Genomic DNA, 20,812 nt, shown 5'->3' on the forward strand with positions numbered 1-20,812 from the left:
AAGCCTGTCTTTTAGGGCGTTGTGCGCAGGGACGCGCACATCGACCGCATGGATGCAGGTTTCCCTAAAAGACAGACTTGGGTTAAGGGGTTTCTTGCTCAGGGCTCGAAACCCTGGAGTTATCTTGAAGTTCGGTGCCACTTCGATCCCGGCTGCAAGCAGACCGGGCTACAACCCATAACTCACTTTGATTTATTTATTGACAAATTTATTGCATCAGATTATCATGTATTAATGTTATAACACGCTAATACATTATTATGAAAATACATACTACTGCTAAAAGCTCTGCTCTGCCGGAATTAATGGATGCCATCAGCATGTTGGCGAATGGAAATGAAGCCATGCAGTTTTTTACTGATTTGTGCACACCCGCCGAATTGGAATCAATGGCAGATCGCTGGCAAGTGGTGCCCTTGCTTCGTCAAGGCATACCCTATCGCACCATCCATGAACAAACCGGGGTGAGCGTCACCACCATTACTCGAGTGGCGCGTTGTTTAAGTTTTGGTACTGGCGGTTATAAGTTAATTGCCGACAGATTGGAGAAGTTATGAAAAATCGCTTACGTTTAGCCTTACAGAAAAAAGGTCGTTTATCAGAAGAATCACTAAGCCTCTTACAACGCTGCGGATTAAAATTTCGCATCAAACCCAATGCTCTGCTGACCCATGTAGATAATTTCCCCATAGACTTACTCTTTGTCAGAGACGATGACATCCCTACTCTGGTTTTCGACCGCCTTTGCGATGGCGGCATAGTCGGTGAAAACGTACTCTTTGAAGCCTCTCTGGCCAAACCAGAAAAACAATACAAAATAATATTGCCCCTGGGCACCTGCACTTGCCGTTTATCCATCGCTGTTCCTGAATCATTCGACTATCAAGGTCCAGGCAGCCTGGATGGCAAACGCATAGCCACCAGCTACCCATATTTGCTTGGCCAATACTTAAGTGAACGAAAAATCTGTGCCGAAAGCCTGATTCTGTCCGGCTCAGTTGAAGTGGCACCCCGAATGGGCATGGCAGATGTCATCTGCGATTTGGTATCCAGTGGCCAAACCCTGGAAGACAACAAACTCTATGAAGTAGACACCGTTTTACAAAGCCAGGCCGTATTCATCCAAAGCCAAAAACAAATGGCTCCCGAAATTCAGGACTTATTTGACATGCTTACCCGCAGAATACAGGCAGTACAACAAGCTCAGGAAAGAAAATACATAGTCTTCCACGCGCCAAAATCGGCGCTCCAGAGCATTGCAGAAAAGCTTCCAGGAGCTGAAGCCCCCACCATCCTGCCCTTGCCCGACAACATCGATAAAGTAGCCGTACATGTTGTTTCCACCGAGCGGGTATTTTGGAATACCCTGGAAAACATTCAAAGTCTGGGAGCAAGTTCCATACTGGTGTTGCCAATAGAAAAGATGTTGGAGTGATGTGATGTTAACGATTAAAAACTGGCAGCTACTCTCTGCCGCAGAAAAGAGACAGTGCCTATCCCGTCCTGTACCCACAGTATCAATCAAAGAGCGTGTTGCTGCAATTATTCAACAGGTACAAACTCAGGGTGATAAAGCCCTGTTTGATTTAACCCAACAGCTCGATGGTCCGGCACTGGAGCAAATACAGGTTCCTGAAGAAACCATTCAGAAAGCGGCGATCAACCAACAGGCATTAACTGCGATCAATCAGGCAATAGTGACCATAACCAGCTACCACCAATCACTGTTGCCAGAAAATACCCGAAGTACTACAGCTCCGGGAATAAACATTCTCACCACCTACAGACCCATTCAAAAGGTAGGCTTGTACGTCCCGGGTGGGAATAAAACTCCATTAATATCTTCCCTGCTGATGCAGGCAATCCCTGCACGTGTTGCCGGGTGCCCTGTAAAGGTTTTGTGCACACCACCTGATGCACAGGGAAAAATCAATGAGCATTTACTGGTTGCTGCACGCTTGTGCGGTATAGAGACCATCTACACTCTGGGTGGAGCTCAGGCCATTGCAGCCATGGCCTATGGTACAGAAACGGTAACCAAGGCAGATAAACTCTTCGGCCCCGGTAACAGTTATGTAACGGAAGCAAAAACACAGGTTGCCAGCGACCCTTTCGGTGCGGCTATAGATATGCCAGCAGGTCCATCTGAAGTCATGGTTCTTGCTGACGATAAAGCCAATCCTGATTTTGTTGCTGCAGATCTGTTAGCACAGGCTGAGCACGGAATTGATTCACAAGTCTATCTTGTCTGCGATGATTCAGCTTTTGCCCAAAAAGTGAATCAAGCCTTGAAAAGACAATTAGCCAGTTTATCCAGAACCGAGATAATGAATAAATCACTGGCAAACAGCATGATTATTGTTTGCTCTGATCTGCAAGAACAGGCGGATCTGGTAAATTCCTACGCTCCGGAACACTTGATTATTAATCGCGAAGACGCAGATTCCTGGGTGGATAAAATAACCGCCGTGGGTACTGTATTTCTTGGTGCCTGGGCTGCCGAAAGCATGGGCGATTATGTTACCGGCAGCAATCACGTGTTACCCACTAATGGCTTTGCCAAAAATCATAATGGTCTTGGCACTCTTGATTTTCTTACCCGTTTTAGTGTGCAATCAATAAACCAGGAGGGTATCAAAGCTTTAGGTCCAGCTGCAGTAACACTGGCCACAATCGAAGGACTAGACGCCCACGCCAATGCCGTACAGATTCGGCTTAATGCTTTGGAGGTTTAAAATGTCCATATTAAATTTGATACGCCCTGAATTACTGAACAGTCAAAATTATGTACCAGGCGGCGAAAGCAGCCAATACAGGCTGCACGCTAATGAATTGCCCTGGTCTCCGGTTGATTTTGACTCTCTGCCACTGAATTTTTACCCGGACACTCGTCTTGAAGCGCAGTTACAAAAACAATTGGCAGCATGTTACGGCATTGAGACCGATCAATTAGTACTGACCCGCGGCAGTGATGATGGCATTGATCTCGTAACCCGGCTCTTTTTAAATGGGCTGCAAGATGCATTAATGCAATTTCCTCCCACCTTTCCCATGTATGCCTTTTATGTTCGCTTGCAACAGGCACAACTTCTGCAATGCCCACTTGATGCCGAACAAAATTTTAATCTCACCCTCGATACCATCCGCAACAGCTGGCAAAGCAACTGCAAAATAATCATGTTCTGCAGTCCGAATAATCCCACAGCGAATGTGATGGATTTAAAACTTATAGCCGCAGCCTGCGAAGAATATACTGATAAATCAGTAATAGTAGTAGATGAGGCCTATATAGAGTTTTCCAGTTCTGAAAGTGCGACATCATTACTTTCGCAGTACGATAATCTGGTAGTATTAAGAACCATGTCCAAGGCACGAGGCCTTGCCGGATTGCGTCTTGGTTGCATTATTGCTCAGGCCGAAGTGATCAACGCATTTAAAAAAATTATCGCACCTTACACCATTCCCAGCACAACCATGCAACTTGCTGGCAAGGCTTTATCTGATCATAACTGGTTTTCTTCAGTTATAGAAAAGATTCAGAATTCACGCACGCAACTCATCAATGCATTGCAGGCTATGGCTGTATTCAAAAAGGTCTATTCGTCGGAAACCAATTTTATTCTGGTACAAACAAATCATGCCCGGGAATTAACTTCCTGGTTTGCAACCCATGACATAGCAGTGAGGGACTTCCCGCCCACATCTGTATTACATGACCATTTACGCATAACCGTGGGTGATGAGACACAAAATCAATTACTGATAGATGTCCTGTCTTCTTTTATCAATAATGTTTCAGGATTAAATGATGCAAAAAATCTTATTTATTGACCGCGATGGTACCTTGATTGAAGAACCTTTTGATTTTCAGGTGGATTCCCTTGATAAAATCAAATTAACCAAAGCTGTGATACCTGCCCTGCTCGAATTGAAAAAAGCAGGCTTTAACTTCATTATGGTTTCCAACCAGAATGGCATAGGCACCGCATCCTTTCCGGAAGAAGATTTTGCTGTTTGCCATGAATTTACTCTCGACCTTTTTTCCTCTCAGGGAATTGAGTTCGATGAAATTTATATTTGTCCCCATATGCCTGAAGACAATTGTGCCTGCCGAAAGCCTAAAACCGGTTTGCTCGATCAGTTCATGCGCAATACCCGTATTGATAATAATTCATCATGGGTTATAGGTGACAGAGAGACAGATCGCGAATTGGCAGACAATCTGGGCGTTAAATTTCTGCCAGTGTCCAAAGAACACGGCTGGCCAGAGATTGCTTTATCCATACTCAATAATCGCCGCAGTGCTGCAATTAACAGGACAACAAAAGAAACAGCAATAAGCTTGAATTTAACACTGGATACCGATCAAAAGAGTCAGATAAATACACCCATTGCTTTTTTTAGCCACATGCTGGAACAAATTGCAAAACACGGTGGCTTTGATCTGGAACTGACCGCAACAGGAGATGTGGAAGTAGATGATCACCATTTGGTAGAAGATACTGCTATTGCCTTAGGCGAAGCATTAAAAAATGCTTTGGGAGATAAATGGGGAATTAATCGATATGGGTTCACCTTACCCATGGATGAAGCACTTGTCAGTATCGCATTAGACATCAGCGGCAGAAGTTTTTGTGAGTTCAACGGCCAGTTCACCCGTGAATTTGTCGGCGGCATGGCAACCGAAATGGTGCCGCACTTTTTTAACTCACTGGCCAGTGCCTTGAATGCCACCATACACGTTAAGGTCACAGGATCCAATCACCACCACATGATTGAAGCCTGTTTTAAATCTTTGGGGAGAGCCTTACGTCAGGCCTGCACCAAAACCGGGGATGCCCTGCCCTCAACCAAGGGGATGCTATGATTGCGGTCATTGATATCAGCGGTAATAACCTGACATCACTGGCCAATGCTCTGAAAAGGCTGGGATTTGATTATGTACTCACTCATGATGCCAAAGTGATACAGAAAGCCAGCCATGTCATTTTACCAGGGGTAGGAACGGCCTCTTTTGGGATGAATGCATTGCGCAGTTATGGCTTGGTGGACGTACTCAGAAATTTAAGCCAGCCATTACTGGGCATTTGCCTTGGCATGCAATTGCTGCTCGAATACAGTGAAGAAGGCCAGGTAGAATGTCTTGGGTTAATTCCTGGTAGTGTGGAGCGTTTAACAGCAAAAAAAGACTGCCCCGTCCCGCACATGGGCTGGAATCAGTTACAGTGGCGCCGCGACAGTGTCCTGCAGGAAGGCTTGACTGAAAAGGATTACGTTTATTTTGTTCATAGCTATGCATTTAAAGCGGATGAATTCGCTTTGGCTCGCTGCCAATACAGCGAAGAATTCACTGCCATAATCAATAAAGGCACTATTTACGGCATGCAGTTTCATCCTGAAAAATCGGCAGAAACAGGTATGAAATTACTGAAGAACTTTTTATCACTGGAGGCTGTATGCTGATTATTCCTGCTATTGATTTGCAAGCTGGAAGCTGCGTGCGTTTAAAACAGGGAGAGTTTGACAGAGTAACCCGATTTGATATGGATCCAGTAGAGCGTGCTGCTTTTTTTGCCCGAACAGGAGCCCAAAGGCTACATATTGTTGATTTGGACGGGGCAAAGCTTGGTTCAATGCAACAACTTCCACTCATACGGTCTATGCAAGATACAGGTATTTCTGTTCAGGCGGGCGGAGGAATCAGAACCCTGGAGCAAGCCATATTGTGTCGTGACTCAGGTATAAAGCGTTTGGTTATTGGCAGTATTGCCATTTCTAATCCTGAGCTGACCGCTGCAATCATTGAAGAAATAAAACCTGAAAATATTGTGCTTGCTTTAGACGTACGTGTAGAACAAAACGTTCCCATTCCCGCGATTCATGGCTGGCAGAGCTCGAGTAACCGCACTTTGTGGGAAGTCGTTTCGGCTTATCGTCAATCAGGGATAAGAGAAATACTGTGTACTGATATTGCCTGTGATGGAATGATGCAAGGCCCTAACTTTTCCCTTTACCAGGAGGCCGTGAAACGCTTTCCCGACATAAACTGGCAGGCATCAGGCGGCATTCGCAGTATTGAAGATATAGCCACTCTTAAAGCATCTGGAGTTGCCGGAGCTATTCTTGGCTTATCGCTTTATAAAGGCACTATTGATTTGGCCGAATGCCTGGAAAAATACAGCTTAGAGGGGGATTTATGCTAACAAAACGTATTATACCCTGTCTTGATGTACGGGATAATCAGGTGGTAAAAGGGGTAAAATTTCGTAACCACAGAATCATAGGCGATATTATTCCCATGGCCGAGCACTATTCAGCATCGGGAGCTGATGAGCTGGTCTTTTACGACATAACCGCCAGCAGTGATCAGCGCTCCGTGTCCCCGCAGTGGGTAGATCAGGTTGCGGCAGCAATTAATATTCCCTTTACCGTAGCAGGAGGCATACGCTCTTTTTCACAAGCCAGGTCTATACTTAATGCGGGTGCAGACAAAATCTCAATCAACAGTCCTGCACTGGAGTCCCCCGCGTTAATAAATGAGTTAAGCAGTCAGTTTGGCAGCCAATGTGTGGTTATTGGCATTGACAGCCAATGGATAGAAGATGATTATTATGTATACCAGTACACTGGCAGTGAGAGTACCAGCATTAATTCAAGGCGAAAAACCCGCGACTGGATTAAAGAAGTTCAAGACCGCGGGGCTGGTGAAATTGTATTGAATTGCATGCAGTCTGATGGGGTACGAAAAGGTTATGACCTGCATCAGCTGGAAGAAATGTACCCTTTATGTCAGATACCTTTAATTGCCTCAGGAGGCGCAGGCAGTACTGATGACTTTGTTAGCCTGTTTTTAAAATCACATGTAAGTGGGGCTTTGGCAGCCAGTGTTTTTCATGACAAAATACTGACTATCAACGACGTAAAATCAGCCCTGAAAGCACACAATATTGAGGTAAGACTATGAGCGATTTGGAAATAAACTCACTGGATTGGCAAAAAATGAATGGCCTGCTCCCGGCCATTATCCAGAATGCTGAAAACGGAAACGTATTAATGCTAGGCTACATGAATCAGGAAGCCCTGATTGCTACAGTAACTTCGGGCCAATTGACCCTGTTTAGCAGAAGTCGACAAAGACTATGGCGTAAAGGGGAATCCTCCGGAAATAGTATGGCCGTACAATCCATTAGTGCGGATTGCGATAACGACAGCCTGTTAATTCATGTCTTGCCTAAAGGCTCTTGCTGTCATTTAGGCTATTCCAGTTGCTATCAGCCGCCATTACCGACAACACTCGGCTTTCTTGATGCTTTGATTGAACTGATTAATGAACGTGCAGAAGCCAATGATAGCGACAGTTATACCGCAAAATTATTAAGAGATGGCGTCAGCCGTTGCGCACAGAAAGTAGGTGAAGAGGCAGTAGAAACCGTAATCGCTGCCGTGAATGCTGACAGAGAAGAACTTATCAATGAAAGCTCTGATTTAGTGTTTCATTTGCTAGTGCTTTTAAAATCCTGCGAACTGAGCTTTTATGAAGTATTGCAGTGTTTGCAGGATCGGGATAGAAGTACTCATACATAAAAATGTAGCCTTGATTACGCTATCGCTGCATCAAGGCTACGCCTATTTTGAATCAACTACGCGATTTTTCAGTTAATGCCTTGCTTCATTTTCACAATATGACGATAGGCCTCATCAATTCTCTGCTCAGGAATTTCCCCTGACCTGACCTTTTGCTCGATAAGGTCAATCAACTCTTTAGAGCCTTGAAATTTATCAACCAGCTGATTGCCAAAAATCAGCATGTCTACACCTGCATTAATTGCCAGCGTGACGGCTGTATCGACACCGTAATAATTGGCAATTGCTTTCATCTGCATATCGTCAGTGATCACCACACCATCAAACTTCAAATCATGGCGCAACAGACCAGAAATCATCGTGTAAGACAGGCTGGCAGGAACTCCGGTTGGATCCAGTTTCCGGTTTACTATATGAGCCACCATAACCATGCCACAGTGCTGTGGTTGAGACAGTAATTGTAAAAAGGGAATAAGTTCCTGTTCGCTCCAGGTATCAGTGACATCAACAAAACCCAGATGAGAGTCATCCTGCGAACTTCCATGCCCTGGAAAATGCTTATAAGAACATTGGATGTTATGTGCCAGAAATTGATTCGAAAACACTTGTGCATACAAACCGACCTGCTCAGGAATGGAAGAAAAACTGCGCTCCTTTCGGCCTATAATCGGATTGTCAGGATTCACATCAACATCAAGAGAAGGGAAAAAATCAAGATTGAAGCCTGATGATTTTAATGCGTCCGTCATAAGGTTTGCTACATTCTGAGCATCTGTCAATGACATCTTACCCACCATCTTGGGCGCAGGAATGACAGGAAAGCCATAATTGGGATGAAGGCGATTTACCTGCCCTCCTTCGTAATCCACCGAAATCAATAAAGGCAAATTGGCACGATGATGTAAGCGGTTCGCTTTCTGTGTCCAGGACTGTAATTGCTGGTTTAATTTTTTTACTTGTTCAGGGCTTTCAATATTTTTATCAAAGGTTTGTGATTGCTGATTGTAATCAAAGAGAATAACCCCACCAATATTATCCTGCTCAATCGCATCGGCAATCGATGAATGCTCATCAAGCACTTTGCCATGAAATCCCAGAATAATCATCTGGCCAATTTTATCCCTAAGGCTTGGTTCTGCAGCAGGTGTACTGGCGGAAAAAGTGATGAGACTGATAGCGAATAGTATTTTCTTTAACATCAATAGGTTCTCATTTTAAAATGAAACGAAATAGAATAACCACAAATTATACCTATTTAGCCCATTTTAATCAAATTATAATCAAAAAGAAAGACTGTAGCCCGACCTGCTTGCAACCGGGACAAACCGAGGAACGTAGAAGTGATCCACGTCGTCCTGAGCGCGTCTTTTGGCGCGAAGGATCTCCTGAAAGCGGCACGGTGCCAGTATAACTGTTCCGCTCCCTCACGGTCGCGGCTCGGTTTTCGTGCGTTCGTAGATATTTCATCGTGCNCCGGAAACCGAGCCGCGACTGTTAAGGAGCGGAAGTTTTATAAAATCACATACAGTACGTTCCACTATCACTGTTCCACTCCCTCACGGTCGCGGCTCGGTTTTCGTGCGTTCGTAGATATTTCATCGTGCACCAGAAACTGAGCCGCGACCGTGAGGGAGCGGAAATTTTGCTGGGGCACAGATTTTATAGCCCGTATTTGGCGCTGACCGTAGGCTCTTTGCCACTTCGATCCCGGCTGCGAGCAGGCCGGGCTACAACTCCTGCCAGGATTTGGTGCGATCTCGTAGCCCGTACGGGGTAAGCACGATTAAATTTGAGACTTTGGGGAGACTGCTGTTTCACACACTCGCCTGATTGCACTGCCAATCTGTTTCAATACTGGCAATTGCCCTGCATCCATATGATAAGCTTTGGCGAGTGATTCCGGATCTGTAAAACTTAACCATACCTGTCCCGAGCTGTCTTTAGTAGCCATGATACGCAAGGGTAAATCAAGGGCAAACGCGGGGTTTTGCTCCATTAAAGCAGTACCCTTCGCCGGGTTTCCGATAATCAGCACTTCCGTATCAGCCAACGTCTGATTGACCTTTTTCGCCTCAGCTGAATGATTAATATGGGCAAAAACTGTTCCGCCATTTTTTTGAATTATGGCAGCCACACGCTCTAAAGTTTTATCTACTGAATAAGGGCTTTGAATCGTTTCAGACCAGAACGCACCTTCGGGAGTAGCCAATTTAATATCAAAAGCCGCTGCAATTTTACGTGCCAAAATATCCAGATCAGGCAAATTGTCCTTATTCGCCAGCAAGGTAACGCAGAGCAACTCTGAAGGGTCGGTAAAACGACTTAAAAAAGAAGAAAAACCAGGAATATTCCCCTTTATTTCCATCAAACCCGGATGTCCTGGAAACAGCCAACCGACATTGCCTGGTACTGCATTGCCATTTATTACTGGAGCACTGTATAAAAATTTTCTGTCTTCAGGATCTTTCACTAAAATATCACCAGCAAGGCCAATATCCCACAAGCTAATATCTTCTGCTGATGCAATAATTCCACTTGCTGAAAATGAAGCAGTCCAGCTCATTTCTGGTACAGGTTTTAACGTGTTATCGACCATAACATAGCCAACTGCTGGCTCTACCGGGTCAATAAAAACCGGATCTTTGAGAAAAGTGCTGTGTTTGAATGGTTTGGTACCATTATTGATTTCATTAGGAATATCTTTGGTCTTTCCTGCAAAAAAGGTATGTTTTAAGCCAAGACGAGTGATTTGATTTTTGGTGACATAGTCCTGATAACTCATCGCACTGGCCTTTTCTATAATCAGGCCAAGCAAATAGGGGTTAGTTGCACTGCTTTGCATCTGCGAACCCGGTTTAAACAATAAATCTTTATCAGCGACTAAAGCAATAATTGCCTCAGAATCATAGTTTTTTGCGTAATCAAAACCCTCACTCTGAGTATAATCAGGTATGCCTGTGCTGTGGGTTAATAATTGTCTGATAGTAATCGATTGCCAACTTTCAGGTATGGACGAAACATAGGTAACGATAAAATCATCCAACCGAAGCTTGCCTTCTTCTTTTAACTGCATGATGGCGACAGCAGTGTAGGCATTGGTCATTTGCCCAATATTGAAAACAGTCCGGGTAGCTGCCAAACGTTTATTTTCCGTATCTGCGAGGCCGTATCCTACGACTCGCGTTATATAAGGAGCCTGCACTATGGCTAAAGTCATCCCAGGCACATTATTGGCTTCCATATAGTCGATAATCAAATCATCAACGGATTGCCCTTTATATACAGTATGAAAATCACCACGCCCAGTCCCTGCGAACGAACTCATTGAATCCATAATAACTCCTGCAAAAAGTAATGCGATTAAGCCACCTTTTATCCATTTGCTTTGCACTGACAACTCCTTGTCATTGATATTTTGTTGTAGCGTATTCACGTCGTCCTGAGCGCGTCTTTTTTGCGCGAAGGATCTCCTGAAGCGGCATGGTGCCAGTATTTGGAGATCCTTCGCGCAAAAAGACGCGCTCAGGACGACGTAGATCGGGGAATAGCAAAGATGTGTAGAGAGTCAGCTGCTTGCAACCGGGAGCGCTCTATTTTAAATCATCATTCCCGGCTGCGAGCAGACCGGGCTACAACACCGTGCTACTCATGAACCCTCTGTTAATGTTAGTTGAACATTAGCAAATTACCAATCTGCCAAACCAGGATCTTTTGGCCAAGATAGTAGAAATGTCAACAGCCACTAAACCACAGCGACTAATACGGCAGTAAGATAATTCCCCTCAGGAAAAGAACTCAAGGTAGGATGGCAACTGGCTGGGCCATAAACTCCTAAAATACGAGCTTGTTTTCCCACTGCGGCAGCCTGCCCGCTTACCAGGGAACAAAACTCTTGCGATGACAGTGCGGAAGAACAATTGCAAGTCATCAGCAAGGAGCCAGGCTTCATGTTTTTGAATACTTCCCGGTGTAAGAAACGGTAATAATTCTTGGCCTTTTGCAAATGTTGTTGTGAAGGAACCAATTTAGGCGGGTCAAGAATGACGATGTCATACTCCCCTGCTTTCACCAGATAATCACGGGCATCCGCCTCAATAAATTCTATATTATCCAACCCATTTAAAGTTGCATTATTTTGCGCCTGCGCTATTGCCTGTCCTGAACTGTCCACAGCGGTAACCTGTTCAGCACCCGCTTTGGCTGCATGCAAGGCAAAACCTCCAGTATAAGTATACAAGTCTAAAACCTTCTTACCTTTTGCCAAATCGGCAACTCTCTTATGGTTTTCTCTTTGATCAATAAATAAACCGGTTTTCTGAGCATGCGCAAATTCAACCTGATAAAGAATTCCTGCTTCAAGAACCTGTGCAGTTGACTGCGCCTCCTCCGTTACTGCTTGTTTCCATCCATCTTGCCCCAAGGGTTTCACTTGAGGTATCCAGATGATTTGATCTGAAGGAAATAACTCCTGTATTACTTCGCTGATTATTTCCCTGTTCGCTTCCACCCAATACGCAGAACTTGCCACCACACAAATCTGGTTAAATCGGTCAATAGTTAATCCGGAAAGACCATCAGCTTCACTGTTAAATAATCTGTAAGCAGTAGTCTGTTGATCGGGCAAGTTCAAACAGTCTCTGACTCGCTTAGCCTGATGCAACCTGTGACGAATCAGCGGCCTGAAATCGCTCATATCCAGACCTTCATTTGCAAGCGCTAGAACCCTGACGCGATACAAGGAATGTTCATTGTATGCACCAATACCAATAAGACCATCCTCAGCACTGTAAATTTCAACCAGATGGCCGGTAGTCAGTTTACCGCTCGTTCGGGCAATCGCTTTTGGGAAAATCCAGGGATGGCCTCTCAGTACTGTGTTCTGCTTCGCCGCTAACAGCGTAATTTTTGCTTTCATATCTATTTCCCAAAGACCAAAAGTCGGCTAATCTACACCATAGAACGATGTAACTGCAATGAAAAAAGGACAATTATGCGGCAATATATAAAAATGCTATTCATTTTTCTTGGCGTATGCACAGCGAATACACAAGTATTAGCTGGACCATGGTTTACCGGCCCATTACTGGCGCCTGCAGGACATACCGTTCCCAGAGGACACACCAACTTTGAAATCTATGGAATCAGAGCCTTAAACGATGGTCATTATGATGACGCTGGCAACATATTTCATACCCCCATGTATCGTTCGTTCATCACCAACCCTCTTCTTACCCATGGCTTCACTGATTGGCTGGATGTCCAGATTGGAGTGCCCTATGCATTCAACTCAACTCAAGGTCAACATCATAACCGTTTAACCGACGTTTCTGCTGCTTTGGGGATACAATTACTGGAACAAAAAGGCTCACCCAGACGCTTTGATTTTCGCATACTGCTACAGGAAGTATTCCCAACGGGACGATTCGATCATCTAAACCCTGCGTTGTTAGGAACTGACTCAACCGGTCTGGGCAGCTATCAGACACAAGTAGGTTTAAATTTCCAATATTTGCTTGAAGTATTCAAAACTCATTATTTGAGAACGCGTCTTATTCTAAGCCGTAACTTTGCCAGCTCAGTTTTTGTAAACGGGTTGAGCAGCTACGGCGGTTCAGTAGATACCCATGGGTTTATCAAACCCGGAGATGAAAACAACGCTGATTTGGCTTTTGAATTTACTCTGACTCAAAATTGGGTTGCCGTGCTGGAAGGCTATGTAGCCAGAGGCCAGGCCAGTCGCTTTAATGGTATTTTAACCGTAGGAAATATAGGCAGCCCTACCGTAACCATAGGAAGCAAGAAATTTGAACAAAGAGGCTTGGCTCCTGCACTGGAATACAACTTCAATGAGAATGTTGGTCTTATTGGTGGCGTATGGTTCCCGGTCAGCGGCAGGAATACCTCCCATTTCACCACGTATATGTTAGCCCTTAATGCTTTTTGGTAAGCGCTATTTAGTATCTAACAGACAGGTGCACAATCCCGATGGAAATTAAAAATAAATTCTCTTATGGACTGACATTGGGAGCTTTGGGTGTCGTATTTGGAGACATTGGTACCAGCCCCTTATATGCCTTAAAAGTCACTTTATCTGATCTGCCAATTACACCACTGAATGTGCTGGGCGTCTTATCCCTCATATTCTGGTGTTTAATTATCATTATTTCGTTCAAGTATTTAATTATTATTTTCCGCGCTGACAACGATGGTGAAGGAGGCATATTGGCTCTGTTAGCTTTGATGAAGCACAAGAGCACTAAATACGAACCTTTATTTTATATAGTGGCTATCTTTGGCGCCGGGCTTTTGCTTGGGGACGGCATGCTTACCCCTGCCATTTCAGTGATCAGTGCTGTTGAAGGGATTACTACCCTTTCCCCTGCGTTTCATTCTTACATACTACCAATTGCCTGCATTATATTAATACTGCTTTTTATGATTCAATCACGAGGAACGACCAAGATAGGCTATTTCTTTGGCCCGTTGATTTTTGTCTGGTTTATTACCATTGCTGTTTTAGGCTTAACGCAAATCATAGCTCATCCTATAGTCCTCAAAGCAGTAAATCCCTACTACGCCATATATTTTTTATATAGTGAAGGATTAACGGGCTATCTGTTATTAGGAGGCATTTTCCTGGTAATGACCGGAGGCGAGGCGCTTTTTGCTGACATTGGCCATTTTGGTAAAAATCCTATTCGTGCCAGTTGGTTTCTTCTGGTTCTCCCTTGCCTGTTGATGAACTATTTTGGTCAGGGAGCTAATTTGTTATCCCATCCGGAAGCCATCACTAATCCCTTTTATATGATTGCTCCTCGCTGGTTTTATTTGCCTTTAATTATTCTTGCGACCTTTGCTACGATTATTGCATCGCAAGCGGTTATTTCAGCCACCTTTTCGCTCACGAAACAAGCAGTTTTACTGAGTTTGTGTCCAAGAATTCCTATAGTTCAGACTTCAAGAAAACATTCCGGACAAATTTACGTGCCGCAAATCAATTTTATTCTGCTGGCAGGAACCCTATTGTTTTCTATTGCCTTTAAAACTTCGGATAATCTGGCGCATGCGTACGGTATTGCAGTAAACATTGATATGCTGCTTGTTGATGCTATGGTGGCTTATGCAGCCTTATCTATCTGGAAATGGTCAAAACTCAAAACCGCGCTCATTTTTGGCCTCTTTATCGCCATAGATTTTGCCTTTGTTGGTGCCAATGCCCATAAATTTATGACGGGCGGTTGGGTTCCACTCCTTTTAGCCTTGCTTGTTGCCTTTATCATGTACACCTGGAAGTACGGTCTTGAATACCTCAGAAATAATTTCTATCTGAACAAAGAAGATATTTCCAAAATACTGAAACAATTACAATACAAGAGCTTAAATCAGTTACCTGGTGTTACCGCGATTTTCATCACTGATGTTTATGACAAAAGCGGCGGCAGCTTTCTTCACTTCCTTAAACTCAGCCGTTCGGTTCCTGAAAACGTGCTTATTGTTAATTATATCGTTGAGAATATTCCTTACGTCCGTTACAGCCAGCGTTACGAAATTACCTGCCTGGATGAACGCGTCTGTAAACTCACGTTACATTATGGCTTTATGGAAACCATTTCATTACCAAGAGCTTTGGAAAAAGCCAGTGATAAAGACCTGCTGCCCTTTAAACTCAATGTGGAGCATGCAACTTACATGGTTGAGATACCTAATGTTATGGCATCAAAAAATAAAAAATCTCTGGGCTTTTTCTGGCAGGAAAAATTGTTTGCCTTTTTAATTCGTAACTATTCGGCAAATTTGAATATTGAATTCTATAAATTGCCTTATAACAGAACCATCGCTATAGGTACTTATTGTATTCTCTAGCCGCGGGACGGTGGATTAAGGTGAAATTCCTTTTTTTCCATCGCGACGTAAGCGGTTTCATGGTAGTATTTCAAATTTATTTAAAGGATAAAATATGTGGTTTAATAATGCACTAGTGTTCCAATATGAATTAGATGAAGCGACAGATTTGAATGCTTCTCTGGCTGAAGAAAGCCTTAAACCCTGCCCTCCTCATGCACGTTTCATTTACGGCTGGCTTCCTGCCCTTGCTGATGAAATGGTTCATGAAGTAGCTGGTGCTGCACTTATTTGCATGGGTAAAGAAGAGCGCCTTCTTCCGCGCGGTGTTATTAATAAAATGCTGGAAGAAAAAATATTAAATATTGAAATGCAGCATGGACGCAGCGTAAAGCGTGCAGAGAAGGCGCAGATAGCCGAAGATCTGGAATTTGAATTATTACCTAAATCATTTTGCGTGCAAAAGAGATTACCCGCTTTACTGGATACCGTGAGTAAGCGTTTAATTGTCAATGCATCGAGCAATACCCAGGCAACACAGCTTACCTCTCTTCTGCGCAAATCAGTTGCAGGCATTAGTATAGAGCCTCTGACTCATACCGAAAACCTTGCAGTACGATTTGCAGAATGGATTCAATCACCAGACACTTTGCCAGAAGACTTCCAACTTGCTTCTGATTGTTTGTTGTTTTCTTTAGATGATGAAAAGAAACGCGTGCATTGTAAAGGGTATGAACTTCCTGCTGAAGAAATTTTAACTCTTCTTTCTCAAGGGATGGCTACTGCTGAAATTTCGATGATATGGAAAGAACGAATCCAATTTACCTTAACGCATGATTTCACTTTCAAAAAGCTTAAAAGTCTTGATTACCTCCAGGATGATTTTAACGAAATCAGACAGCTTGATGAAGAATACCAACGCGAAGATGCTGCTTTGACTTTATTGGCTGGAGAGTTAAGGGAGTTGACCAATGATTTGTTGGCGGCACTTAAACCAACAGAAGATAAAGCTTTGGCAGATGCTACTTCTGTAAAAGAAACCAACGATGCAGAATTGGAAGCTGTATAAAGAGTAAATAAAATGTAGCCTTGATGCAGCGCTAGCGCTGAGTGATCCTCTCATATTGAGTACCACTCAGAACTATGCAGGATCGCCTTCCCCTCTCCGGGGGAAGGTGCCCGACAGGGCGGATGGGGGGATCAAAAAAGGAGTTTCTATCAAATAGACCCTGTTATTTTAGACCTTTCTACCTTAAATAAGTTCTCTTTTTGATCCCCCCACCCGCCCTGTCGGGCACCCTCCCCCGGAGGTGGAGGGGCTACTTGCGCTGATCATCCTGCTTATTTGCATCTTTTTACAGGTTAAAATTATGAGAGGATCGCTCAGAGTGATAGCGTAATCAAGGTTTCATATCACAAAAAACGAACTAGAGAAAACCTTGATTACGTTTCACTCCATCACCAAAATATAAAAAAGATAGATATAGCCCTGCCTGCACATCTTTGCCGGTTCCCAGATCCAGGTCGTCCCCCAGCTCTACGTCGTCCTGAGCGCGTCTTTTGGCGCGAAGGATCTCCTGAAAGCGGCATGGTGCCAGTATTTGGAGATCCTTCGCGCCAAAAGACGCGCTCAGGACGACAGGGATCGGGGAATAACCAAGGTGTGTAAAAGAACCGGTTGCTTGCAACCGGGAACTAACATAGTAACCGTTCGGGGGGTATGGGCTTATGTGTACTCGAACAGACAGATTTGAGCTCAGGTTGAGAAAAAAACCCGCGAAATGAGCGGAGCATAGGTGGCTATGTGAGCATCATTTCGCGGGTTTTTTTCTCAAGATGAGCCAAATATGGCTGTTCCTTCAATAGGGCTGAACACTTACCTAACATATTCCTCAGGCAGGAACTCTACCCATATCAGTAGTATGATAAGTTGCCTGATAAACAGCCATTACATCATCTGCTGCTTTTTTCAATCCTAAAGCCATATTGGAGTTATACATAATCACCAGAGCTTTTTGTGCGCTCGGAGCTTGCTGATAGTTCTTAACCAGATAGTTGGCTCGTTCTATAGCCGCCACATACATTTTACGTTTGAAGTAATATTCCGATACGTTAAGTTCATGCTGAGCAAACATATTACGTAAATAAATCATACGCTGTAACGCATTGGCTTTATACTTACTCTCAGGGAACTTTTGAATCAAAGTAGCAAAATCAAGGAATGCCTGAGTCTGTGTACCCGGATCACGCCATGACTCATCCAACGGCAAGACTTTGGCAAAAACGCCGCGAGTTTGCTGGAAGTTAGCCAAACCTCTCATGTAATAAGCATAATCTACATTTTTAGCACGTGGATACAAATGAATAAAACGCTCCGCCGTAGCTGCTGTTGAAGGATAATCTTCATTCTTATAATAAGCATAAATCAAATCCATCTGCGAACTTTCTGTGTAATCACTAAAAGGATACATAGACTCAATCGCTTCCAGTTGCTTTGTTGCTGTAGCGTATTCCTCTTTCTTCAATGACTGACGTGAAGCCATGTACAGCTGTTTGGCTGTCATTCCTTTATAAGGGTTCTTTTCTTCATCATCTTTATTCCATTTGGCACATGATGAAATGCCTGCAATTAGAGCGACCAGGAATAATACTTGAATTCTTTTCATAAGCACACCTATAAATTGTATCCGTTACATCCGCAAACAGCGGCATGAAAATTTGGGACATTATACCTGTGACACGATAATTTGCGAACACTCTCGTGCTTATTCTTTGAATTTAAATAACCAAGCAGAGCGTTATACCAAATACCCTAAAAAAAGCGAAATATCATTTGCAATGAATAGGGGGTTGCGATAATATTGTCGACGGAGAGGTGGCAGAGTGGTCGAATGCGGCGGTCTTGAAAACCGTTGAAGGGCAACCTTCCCAGGGTTCGAATCCCTGTCTCTCCGCCAAGTTCCGGCATCAACAAAAATCCCTTCTATTGATAGACATATAGCGATCCCAATTGATATTTATGAAGAACATTTAAAAACGCATCTCTTTCTTGTGAAGACGGCTTTTGGACTGCCAAAATGTTGAGTAAAGACGTAACATCATCAGGATTAAGCGTTACAAAAATCGGTAAACTATGAAGAGTATCAATGATTTCCTGATCGGCCAGAAGAGGACTGTTAGTACAAACGGTTTTATAGGATTCTTCGTTTAAACCATCACTCGCCTCCAAGTGCTCAAAAAGGTAATAAGCCCCTCTTCCCAATTCATTAATTTTATTAATATCCTCACTATTATTTGGATTAACCAGAAAATCTTTGCTCAGTAATATGATATTTTTAGCCAGGATATTTGCATTTTCCGGGTGTACAGCAACTGCCTTGAAGTAGCCTTCGCTGAGCATTTCCGCAGTACTGAGTTTAACAATGCCTTTGTAAACAGATTCAACATGCTCTGGGTGTTTCGTCAGGAGATCCAGAGCATCCGTTAAGAACGGTTTATTTAACAGTACATTATTTTGTAAAAGATAAGAAAGCATCAGCAGAACTGCTCCGATATTCTGAGGGGGAATCTGACTCAGTGATGTTTCCATAGTTTTAGTGTTATAGGTATATTGTTGTAAATCGACAAGTAGCTTTCCAATCTCTGTCGCATGTTCAGGAAACTTCAACATTAAAAGCAGAGAGTCTGTACTTATAGATCCATGTGATGTGATATAGCTATTGATAGCATATTTTAATGGCTCAACAAACTGAGAAGCCGATGCGAGAAGATTCATATCAAGATCTCTGATATCTATATTCAACTCATGAAGAAATGTTAGCAAACTTTCAAAGGAGCCAGCATACGCCAGATTGTTGGAGACTATTTGATACAATTCCTCTGTCAAAGGAACATCAGAAATCATTAATGCCTTGTACAGATCAAGAATTCTGTTCACTGATTTGGGATTTGCTTCAATTAAAGCGATAAGAGCATCATCAGTTGTAAAAGGATAGTTTTTAGAATCTGATTCGCGATGTTTGCCTAGAAATAGGAAAAAAGAGTTTAACTTCTTTTCCACTTTCGGATATTTTTTTATAAGTTTCTGAATTTTTTCAGGCACTGGAGATTTATCAGCAGATTCCTGGAGATTTGACAGAATATTTTTTGTACTGGAACGGTTCTGTGCCATAAAAATCCCAGGCTGCATTCATTACATGATATTATAGCATAGCGAATAAATTGAGTTATTTTAACGTGAGTTCGGGATAAGAAGCTTGATTTAAATATATAAAAAACTGTAGCCTATTTTAAATGAATTAAGACAAACTGGGTAAACGAGGTTCATCCAGATGATGCAGGCGAAGAATTTCAATAATTTTATCTGCTACAAATTCCTCATCTGTTCCCTGCTTAATAAAACCAATAATAGATTCCAATTCACCTGGAGTCGGCTGTTCCAGTAATGGAATAGCTCGGAAGGCTTCTACCAAATTATTATTCAGAAAAACAGACTGATGGCTACAAACCAGTTCCAAACAGGGTTCAGTGAGCATGTCCTGAGCTTTTAAATGACATAAAAAGAGGTAAGCACCTGTTTTTAAATGACAAATTTTCAATAAATGTTCTCTGTTTTGATAATCAAAGAATGCCGTGGTGCTCAACAGGCTAATCAGTTTGGAAAAAGCAACCGCATTCTCAGGCTCTTCTTCCAATACTTCAAAATAACTTTGAGGCAATCTGTTTTCTGAAATTAATTTTTTTGCCCCTTTATAAACAGGTTCCAGGTAGTGCTTTTGTCTCAATAAAATATCCAGAGCGTCATAATAAAACAAATCGTTCTTCAGCAATAAATGACAAAGGCGTACCACCGTTTCAATATGCTGGGCATCAAATTGTTCCAGCACGAGACTAACACGTGCCAAAGAGAAAGCCCGAGCCTGCAGTTCAATAATGAATTGCGGTAAAGAAACCAATTCTGGATGGATAAGCACTAAATCGAGAGCGTTTTGATTCAACATTCCACTGTCTTTCAGTGTAACAATTGCATTCTTAACAGATTCTAACGATTTTGAAAGTTCGACCAATCTGGAAAAGGGAAGGCCTGACTCTATATCCATTGAAGTAAAAAAGCGTAACATACTGGTTACTGAAGCGATCAAGCTCAGGTTTTCTGCAATAATCTGTGCTGTCTCAGCTGTAAGAACAATGTTTACTGTATTTAATTCTTTAAACAAAGCAAGCAATCGTTTACTAAAACCTGGATGTTCCCTGAGTAATTTTTGTGCCTCGTCATCAGTACTAAGTCCTGATAAATCAACTTTATCCTTTTCTGTTAAAGCACTTATCATTTTTCCTGTAGTTTCTAGTCTCAATACCGACATATTGTATTCTTACAAACCATAAA

Annotated in this window: 18 protein-coding genes and 1 tRNA gene; 13 read left to right on the forward strand and 6 right to left on the reverse strand. The window is 43.0% G+C overall.

The annotated features are described in order from the left end of the window. The first annotated feature begins 260 nt into the window (after positions 1-260). Genes B094_RS0106535 through hisIE form a run of 9 tightly spaced genes read left to right on the forward strand, consistent with a single transcriptional unit; the run spans position 261 to position 7,584 of the window. A complete protein-coding gene (locus B094_RS0106535; protein ID WP_018577004.1) occupies positions 261-557 on the forward strand; it encodes a YerC/YecD family TrpR-related protein in 297 nt (98 codons plus the stop codon). Further along, positions 554-1,435: an ATP phosphoribosyltransferase gene (hisG, locus tag B094_RS0106540; RefSeq protein WP_018577005.1), complete on the forward strand. Its 882-nt coding sequence runs from the start codon at positions 554-556 to the stop codon at positions 1,433-1,435. Before B094_RS0106535 ends, hisG begins: the two co-directional genes overlap by 4 nt. 4 nt (positions 1,436-1,439) lie before the next feature. Beyond that, positions 1,440-2,735, forward strand: coding sequence for a histidinol dehydrogenase (gene hisD, locus B094_RS0106545; RefSeq protein ID WP_018577006.1), 1,296 nt, complete (start codon positions 1,440-1,442; stop codon positions 2,733-2,735). 1 nt (position 2,736) lies between these two features. Continuing rightward, positions 2,737-3,831, forward strand: coding sequence for a histidinol-phosphate transaminase (gene hisC / locus B094_RS0106550; protein ID WP_018577007.1), 1,095 nt, complete (start codon positions 2,737-2,739; stop codon positions 3,829-3,831). Next, positions 3,809-4,867: a bifunctional histidinol-phosphatase/imidazoleglycerol-phosphate dehydratase HisB gene (gene hisB, locus B094_RS0106555; RefSeq protein WP_018577008.1), complete on the forward strand. Its 1,059-nt coding sequence runs from the start codon at positions 3,809-3,811 to the stop codon at positions 4,865-4,867. Before hisC ends, hisB begins: the two co-directional genes overlap by 23 nt. Next, positions 4,864-5,463: an imidazole glycerol phosphate synthase subunit HisH gene (hisH, locus tag B094_RS0106560; protein ID WP_018577009.1), complete on the forward strand. Its 600-nt coding sequence runs from the start codon at positions 4,864-4,866 to the stop codon at positions 5,461-5,463. The genes hisB and hisH overlap by 4 nt, the downstream gene beginning before the upstream one ends. Further along, positions 5,457-6,203, forward strand: coding sequence for a 1-(5-phosphoribosyl)-5-[(5-phosphoribosylamino)methylideneamino]imidazole-4-carboxamide isomerase (gene hisA / locus B094_RS0106565; protein ID WP_018577010.1), 747 nt, complete (start codon positions 5,457-5,459; stop codon positions 6,201-6,203). The genes hisH and hisA overlap by 7 nt, the downstream gene beginning before the upstream one ends. Next, on the forward strand, positions 6,197-6,964 hold the full coding sequence (gene hisF / locus B094_RS0106570; protein WP_018577011.1) for an imidazole glycerol phosphate synthase subunit HisF: 768 nt from the start codon (positions 6,197-6,199) through the stop codon (positions 6,962-6,964). Before hisA ends, hisF begins: the two co-directional genes overlap by 7 nt. Next, positions 6,961-7,584, forward strand: coding sequence for a bifunctional phosphoribosyl-AMP cyclohydrolase/phosphoribosyl-ATP diphosphatase HisIE (gene hisIE / locus B094_RS0106575; protein WP_018577012.1), 624 nt, complete (start codon positions 6,961-6,963; stop codon positions 7,582-7,584). Before hisF ends, hisIE begins: the two co-directional genes overlap by 4 nt. Positions 7,585-7,652: 68 nt before the next feature. On the opposite strand, the gene B094_RS0106580 is transcribed toward hisIE, so the two are convergent. The 3 genes from B094_RS0106580 to B094_RS0106590 form a co-directional block, all read right to left on the reverse strand. Next, on the reverse strand, positions 7,653-8,783 hold the full coding sequence (locus tag B094_RS0106580; RefSeq protein ID WP_018577013.1) for a glycoside hydrolase family 3 protein: 1,131 nt from the start codon (positions 8,781-8,783) through the stop codon (positions 7,653-7,655). Positions 8,784-9,367: 584 nt separating this feature from the next. After that, entirely contained in the window at positions 9,368-10,975 is a 1,608-nt protein-coding gene (locus tag B094_RS0106585) for a serine hydrolase (RefSeq protein ID WP_018577014.1), read from the reverse strand. 351 nt (positions 10,976-11,326) lie between these two features. Then, on the reverse strand, positions 11,327-12,499 hold the full coding sequence (locus tag B094_RS0106590) for a class I SAM-dependent rRNA methyltransferase (protein ID WP_018577015.1): 1,173 nt from the start codon (positions 12,497-12,499) through the stop codon (positions 11,327-11,329). 75 nt (positions 12,500-12,574) lie between these two features. Here B094_RS0106590 and B094_RS0106595 point away from each other — a divergent pair, with 75 nt between their 5' ends. From B094_RS0106595 to B094_RS0106605, 3 genes are all read left to right on the forward strand, one after another. Further along, the gene (locus B094_RS0106595) at positions 12,575-13,531 is read left to right on the forward strand and encodes a hypothetical protein (protein WP_018577016.1); all 957 of its coding nucleotides are present in this window, start codon (positions 12,575-12,577) and stop codon (positions 13,529-13,531) included. A 38-nt stretch (positions 13,532-13,569) separates the two neighbouring features. Further along, positions 13,570-15,447: a potassium transporter Kup gene (locus B094_RS0106600; RefSeq protein ID WP_018577017.1), complete on the forward strand. Its 1,878-nt coding sequence runs from the start codon at positions 13,570-13,572 to the stop codon at positions 15,445-15,447. Between the two features lie 94 nt (positions 15,448-15,541). Further along, on the forward strand, positions 15,542-16,495 hold the full coding sequence (locus tag B094_RS0106605; protein WP_018577018.1) for a recombination-associated protein RdgC: 954 nt from the start codon (positions 15,542-15,544) through the stop codon (positions 16,493-16,495). Positions 16,496-17,318: 823 nt separating this feature from the next. On the opposite strand, the gene B094_RS0106615 is transcribed toward B094_RS0106605, so the two are convergent. Next, on the reverse strand, positions 17,319-18,092 hold the full coding sequence (locus tag B094_RS0106615) for an outer membrane protein assembly factor BamD (RefSeq protein WP_018577020.1): 774 nt from the start codon (positions 18,090-18,092) through the stop codon (positions 17,319-17,321). Positions 18,093-18,295: 203 nt separating this feature from the next. Here B094_RS0106615 and B094_RS0106620 point away from each other — a divergent pair. Beyond that, positions 18,296-18,383, forward strand: a tRNA-Ser gene (locus tag B094_RS0106620). Positions 18,384-18,409: 26 nt separating this feature from the next. On the opposite strand, the gene B094_RS0106625 is transcribed toward B094_RS0106620, so the two are convergent. Together B094_RS0106625 and B094_RS0106630 are read right to left on the reverse strand one after the other, a co-directional pair. After that, the gene (locus B094_RS0106625) at positions 18,410-19,597 is read right to left on the reverse strand and encodes a hypothetical protein (protein WP_040524051.1); all 1,188 of its coding nucleotides are present in this window, start codon (positions 19,595-19,597) and stop codon (positions 18,410-18,412) included. 127 nt (positions 19,598-19,724) lie between these two features. Continuing rightward, positions 19,725-20,789, reverse strand: a complete 1,065-nt coding sequence (locus tag B094_RS0106630) for a hypothetical protein (protein ID WP_155823685.1) — start codon at positions 20,787-20,789, stop codon at positions 19,725-19,727. Positions 20,790-20,812 lie beyond the last annotated feature (23 nt).

The organism is Legionella shakespearei DSM 23087 (genome assembly GCF_000373765.1).
Classification (GTDB): domain Bacteria; phylum Pseudomonadota; class Gammaproteobacteria; order Legionellales; family Legionellaceae; genus Legionella; species Legionella shakespearei.

Excerpts from the sequence above, each read along its gene's own strand:
- hisH (WP_018577009.1), top strand. The coding sequence starts at position 4,864 with ATGATTGCGGTCATTGATATCAGCGGTAATAACCTGACATCACTGGCC.
- B094_RS0106615 (WP_018577020.1), bottom strand. The coding sequence starts at position 18,092 with ATGAAAAGAATTCAAGTATTATTCCTGGTCGCTCTAATTGCAGGCATT.
- B094_RS0106580 (WP_018577013.1), bottom strand. The coding sequence starts at position 8,783 with ATGTTAAAGAAAATACTATTCGCTATCAGTCTCATCACTTTTTCCGCC.
- hisIE (WP_018577012.1), top strand. The coding sequence starts at position 6,961 with ATGAGCGATTTGGAAATAAACTCACTGGATTGGCAAAAAATGAATGGC.
- B094_RS0106625 (WP_040524051.1), bottom strand. The coding sequence starts at position 19,597 with ATGGCACAGAACCGTTCCAGTACAAAAAATATTCTGTCAAATCTCCAG.
- B094_RS0106590 (WP_018577015.1), bottom strand. The coding sequence starts at position 12,499 with ATGAAAGCAAAAATTACGCTGTTAGCGGCGAAGCAGAACACAGTACTG.
- B094_RS0106600 (WP_018577017.1), top strand. The coding sequence starts at position 13,570 with ATGGAAATTAAAAATAAATTCTCTTATGGACTGACATTGGGAGCTTTG.
- hisF (WP_018577011.1), top strand. The coding sequence starts at position 6,197 with ATGCTAACAAAACGTATTATACCCTGTCTTGATGTACGGGATAATCAG.
- hisC (WP_018577007.1), top strand. The coding sequence starts at position 2,737 with ATGTCCATATTAAATTTGATACGCCCTGAATTACTGAACAGTCAAAAT.
- hisB (WP_018577008.1), top strand. The coding sequence starts at position 3,809 with ATGCAAAAAATCTTATTTATTGACCGCGATGGTACCTTGATTGAAGAA.
- hisG (WP_018577005.1), top strand. The coding sequence starts at position 554 with ATGAAAAATCGCTTACGTTTAGCCTTACAGAAAAAAGGTCGTTTATCA.
- B094_RS0106595 (WP_018577016.1), top strand. The coding sequence starts at position 12,575 with ATGCGGCAATATATAAAAATGCTATTCATTTTTCTTGGCGTATGCACA.
- hisA (WP_018577010.1), top strand. The coding sequence starts at position 5,457 with ATGCTGATTATTCCTGCTATTGATTTGCAAGCTGGAAGCTGCGTGCGT.
- B094_RS0106605 (WP_018577018.1), top strand. The coding sequence starts at position 15,542 with ATGTGGTTTAATAATGCACTAGTGTTCCAATATGAATTAGATGAAGCG.
- hisD (WP_018577006.1), top strand. The coding sequence starts at position 1,440 with ATGTTAACGATTAAAAACTGGCAGCTACTCTCTGCCGCAGAAAAGAGA.
- B094_RS0106535 (WP_018577004.1), top strand. The coding sequence starts at position 261 with ATGAAAATACATACTACTGCTAAAAGCTCTGCTCTGCCGGAATTAATG.
- B094_RS0106630 (WP_155823685.1), bottom strand. The coding sequence starts at position 20,789 with ATGTCGGTATTGAGACTAGAAACTACAGGAAAAATGATAAGTGCTTTA.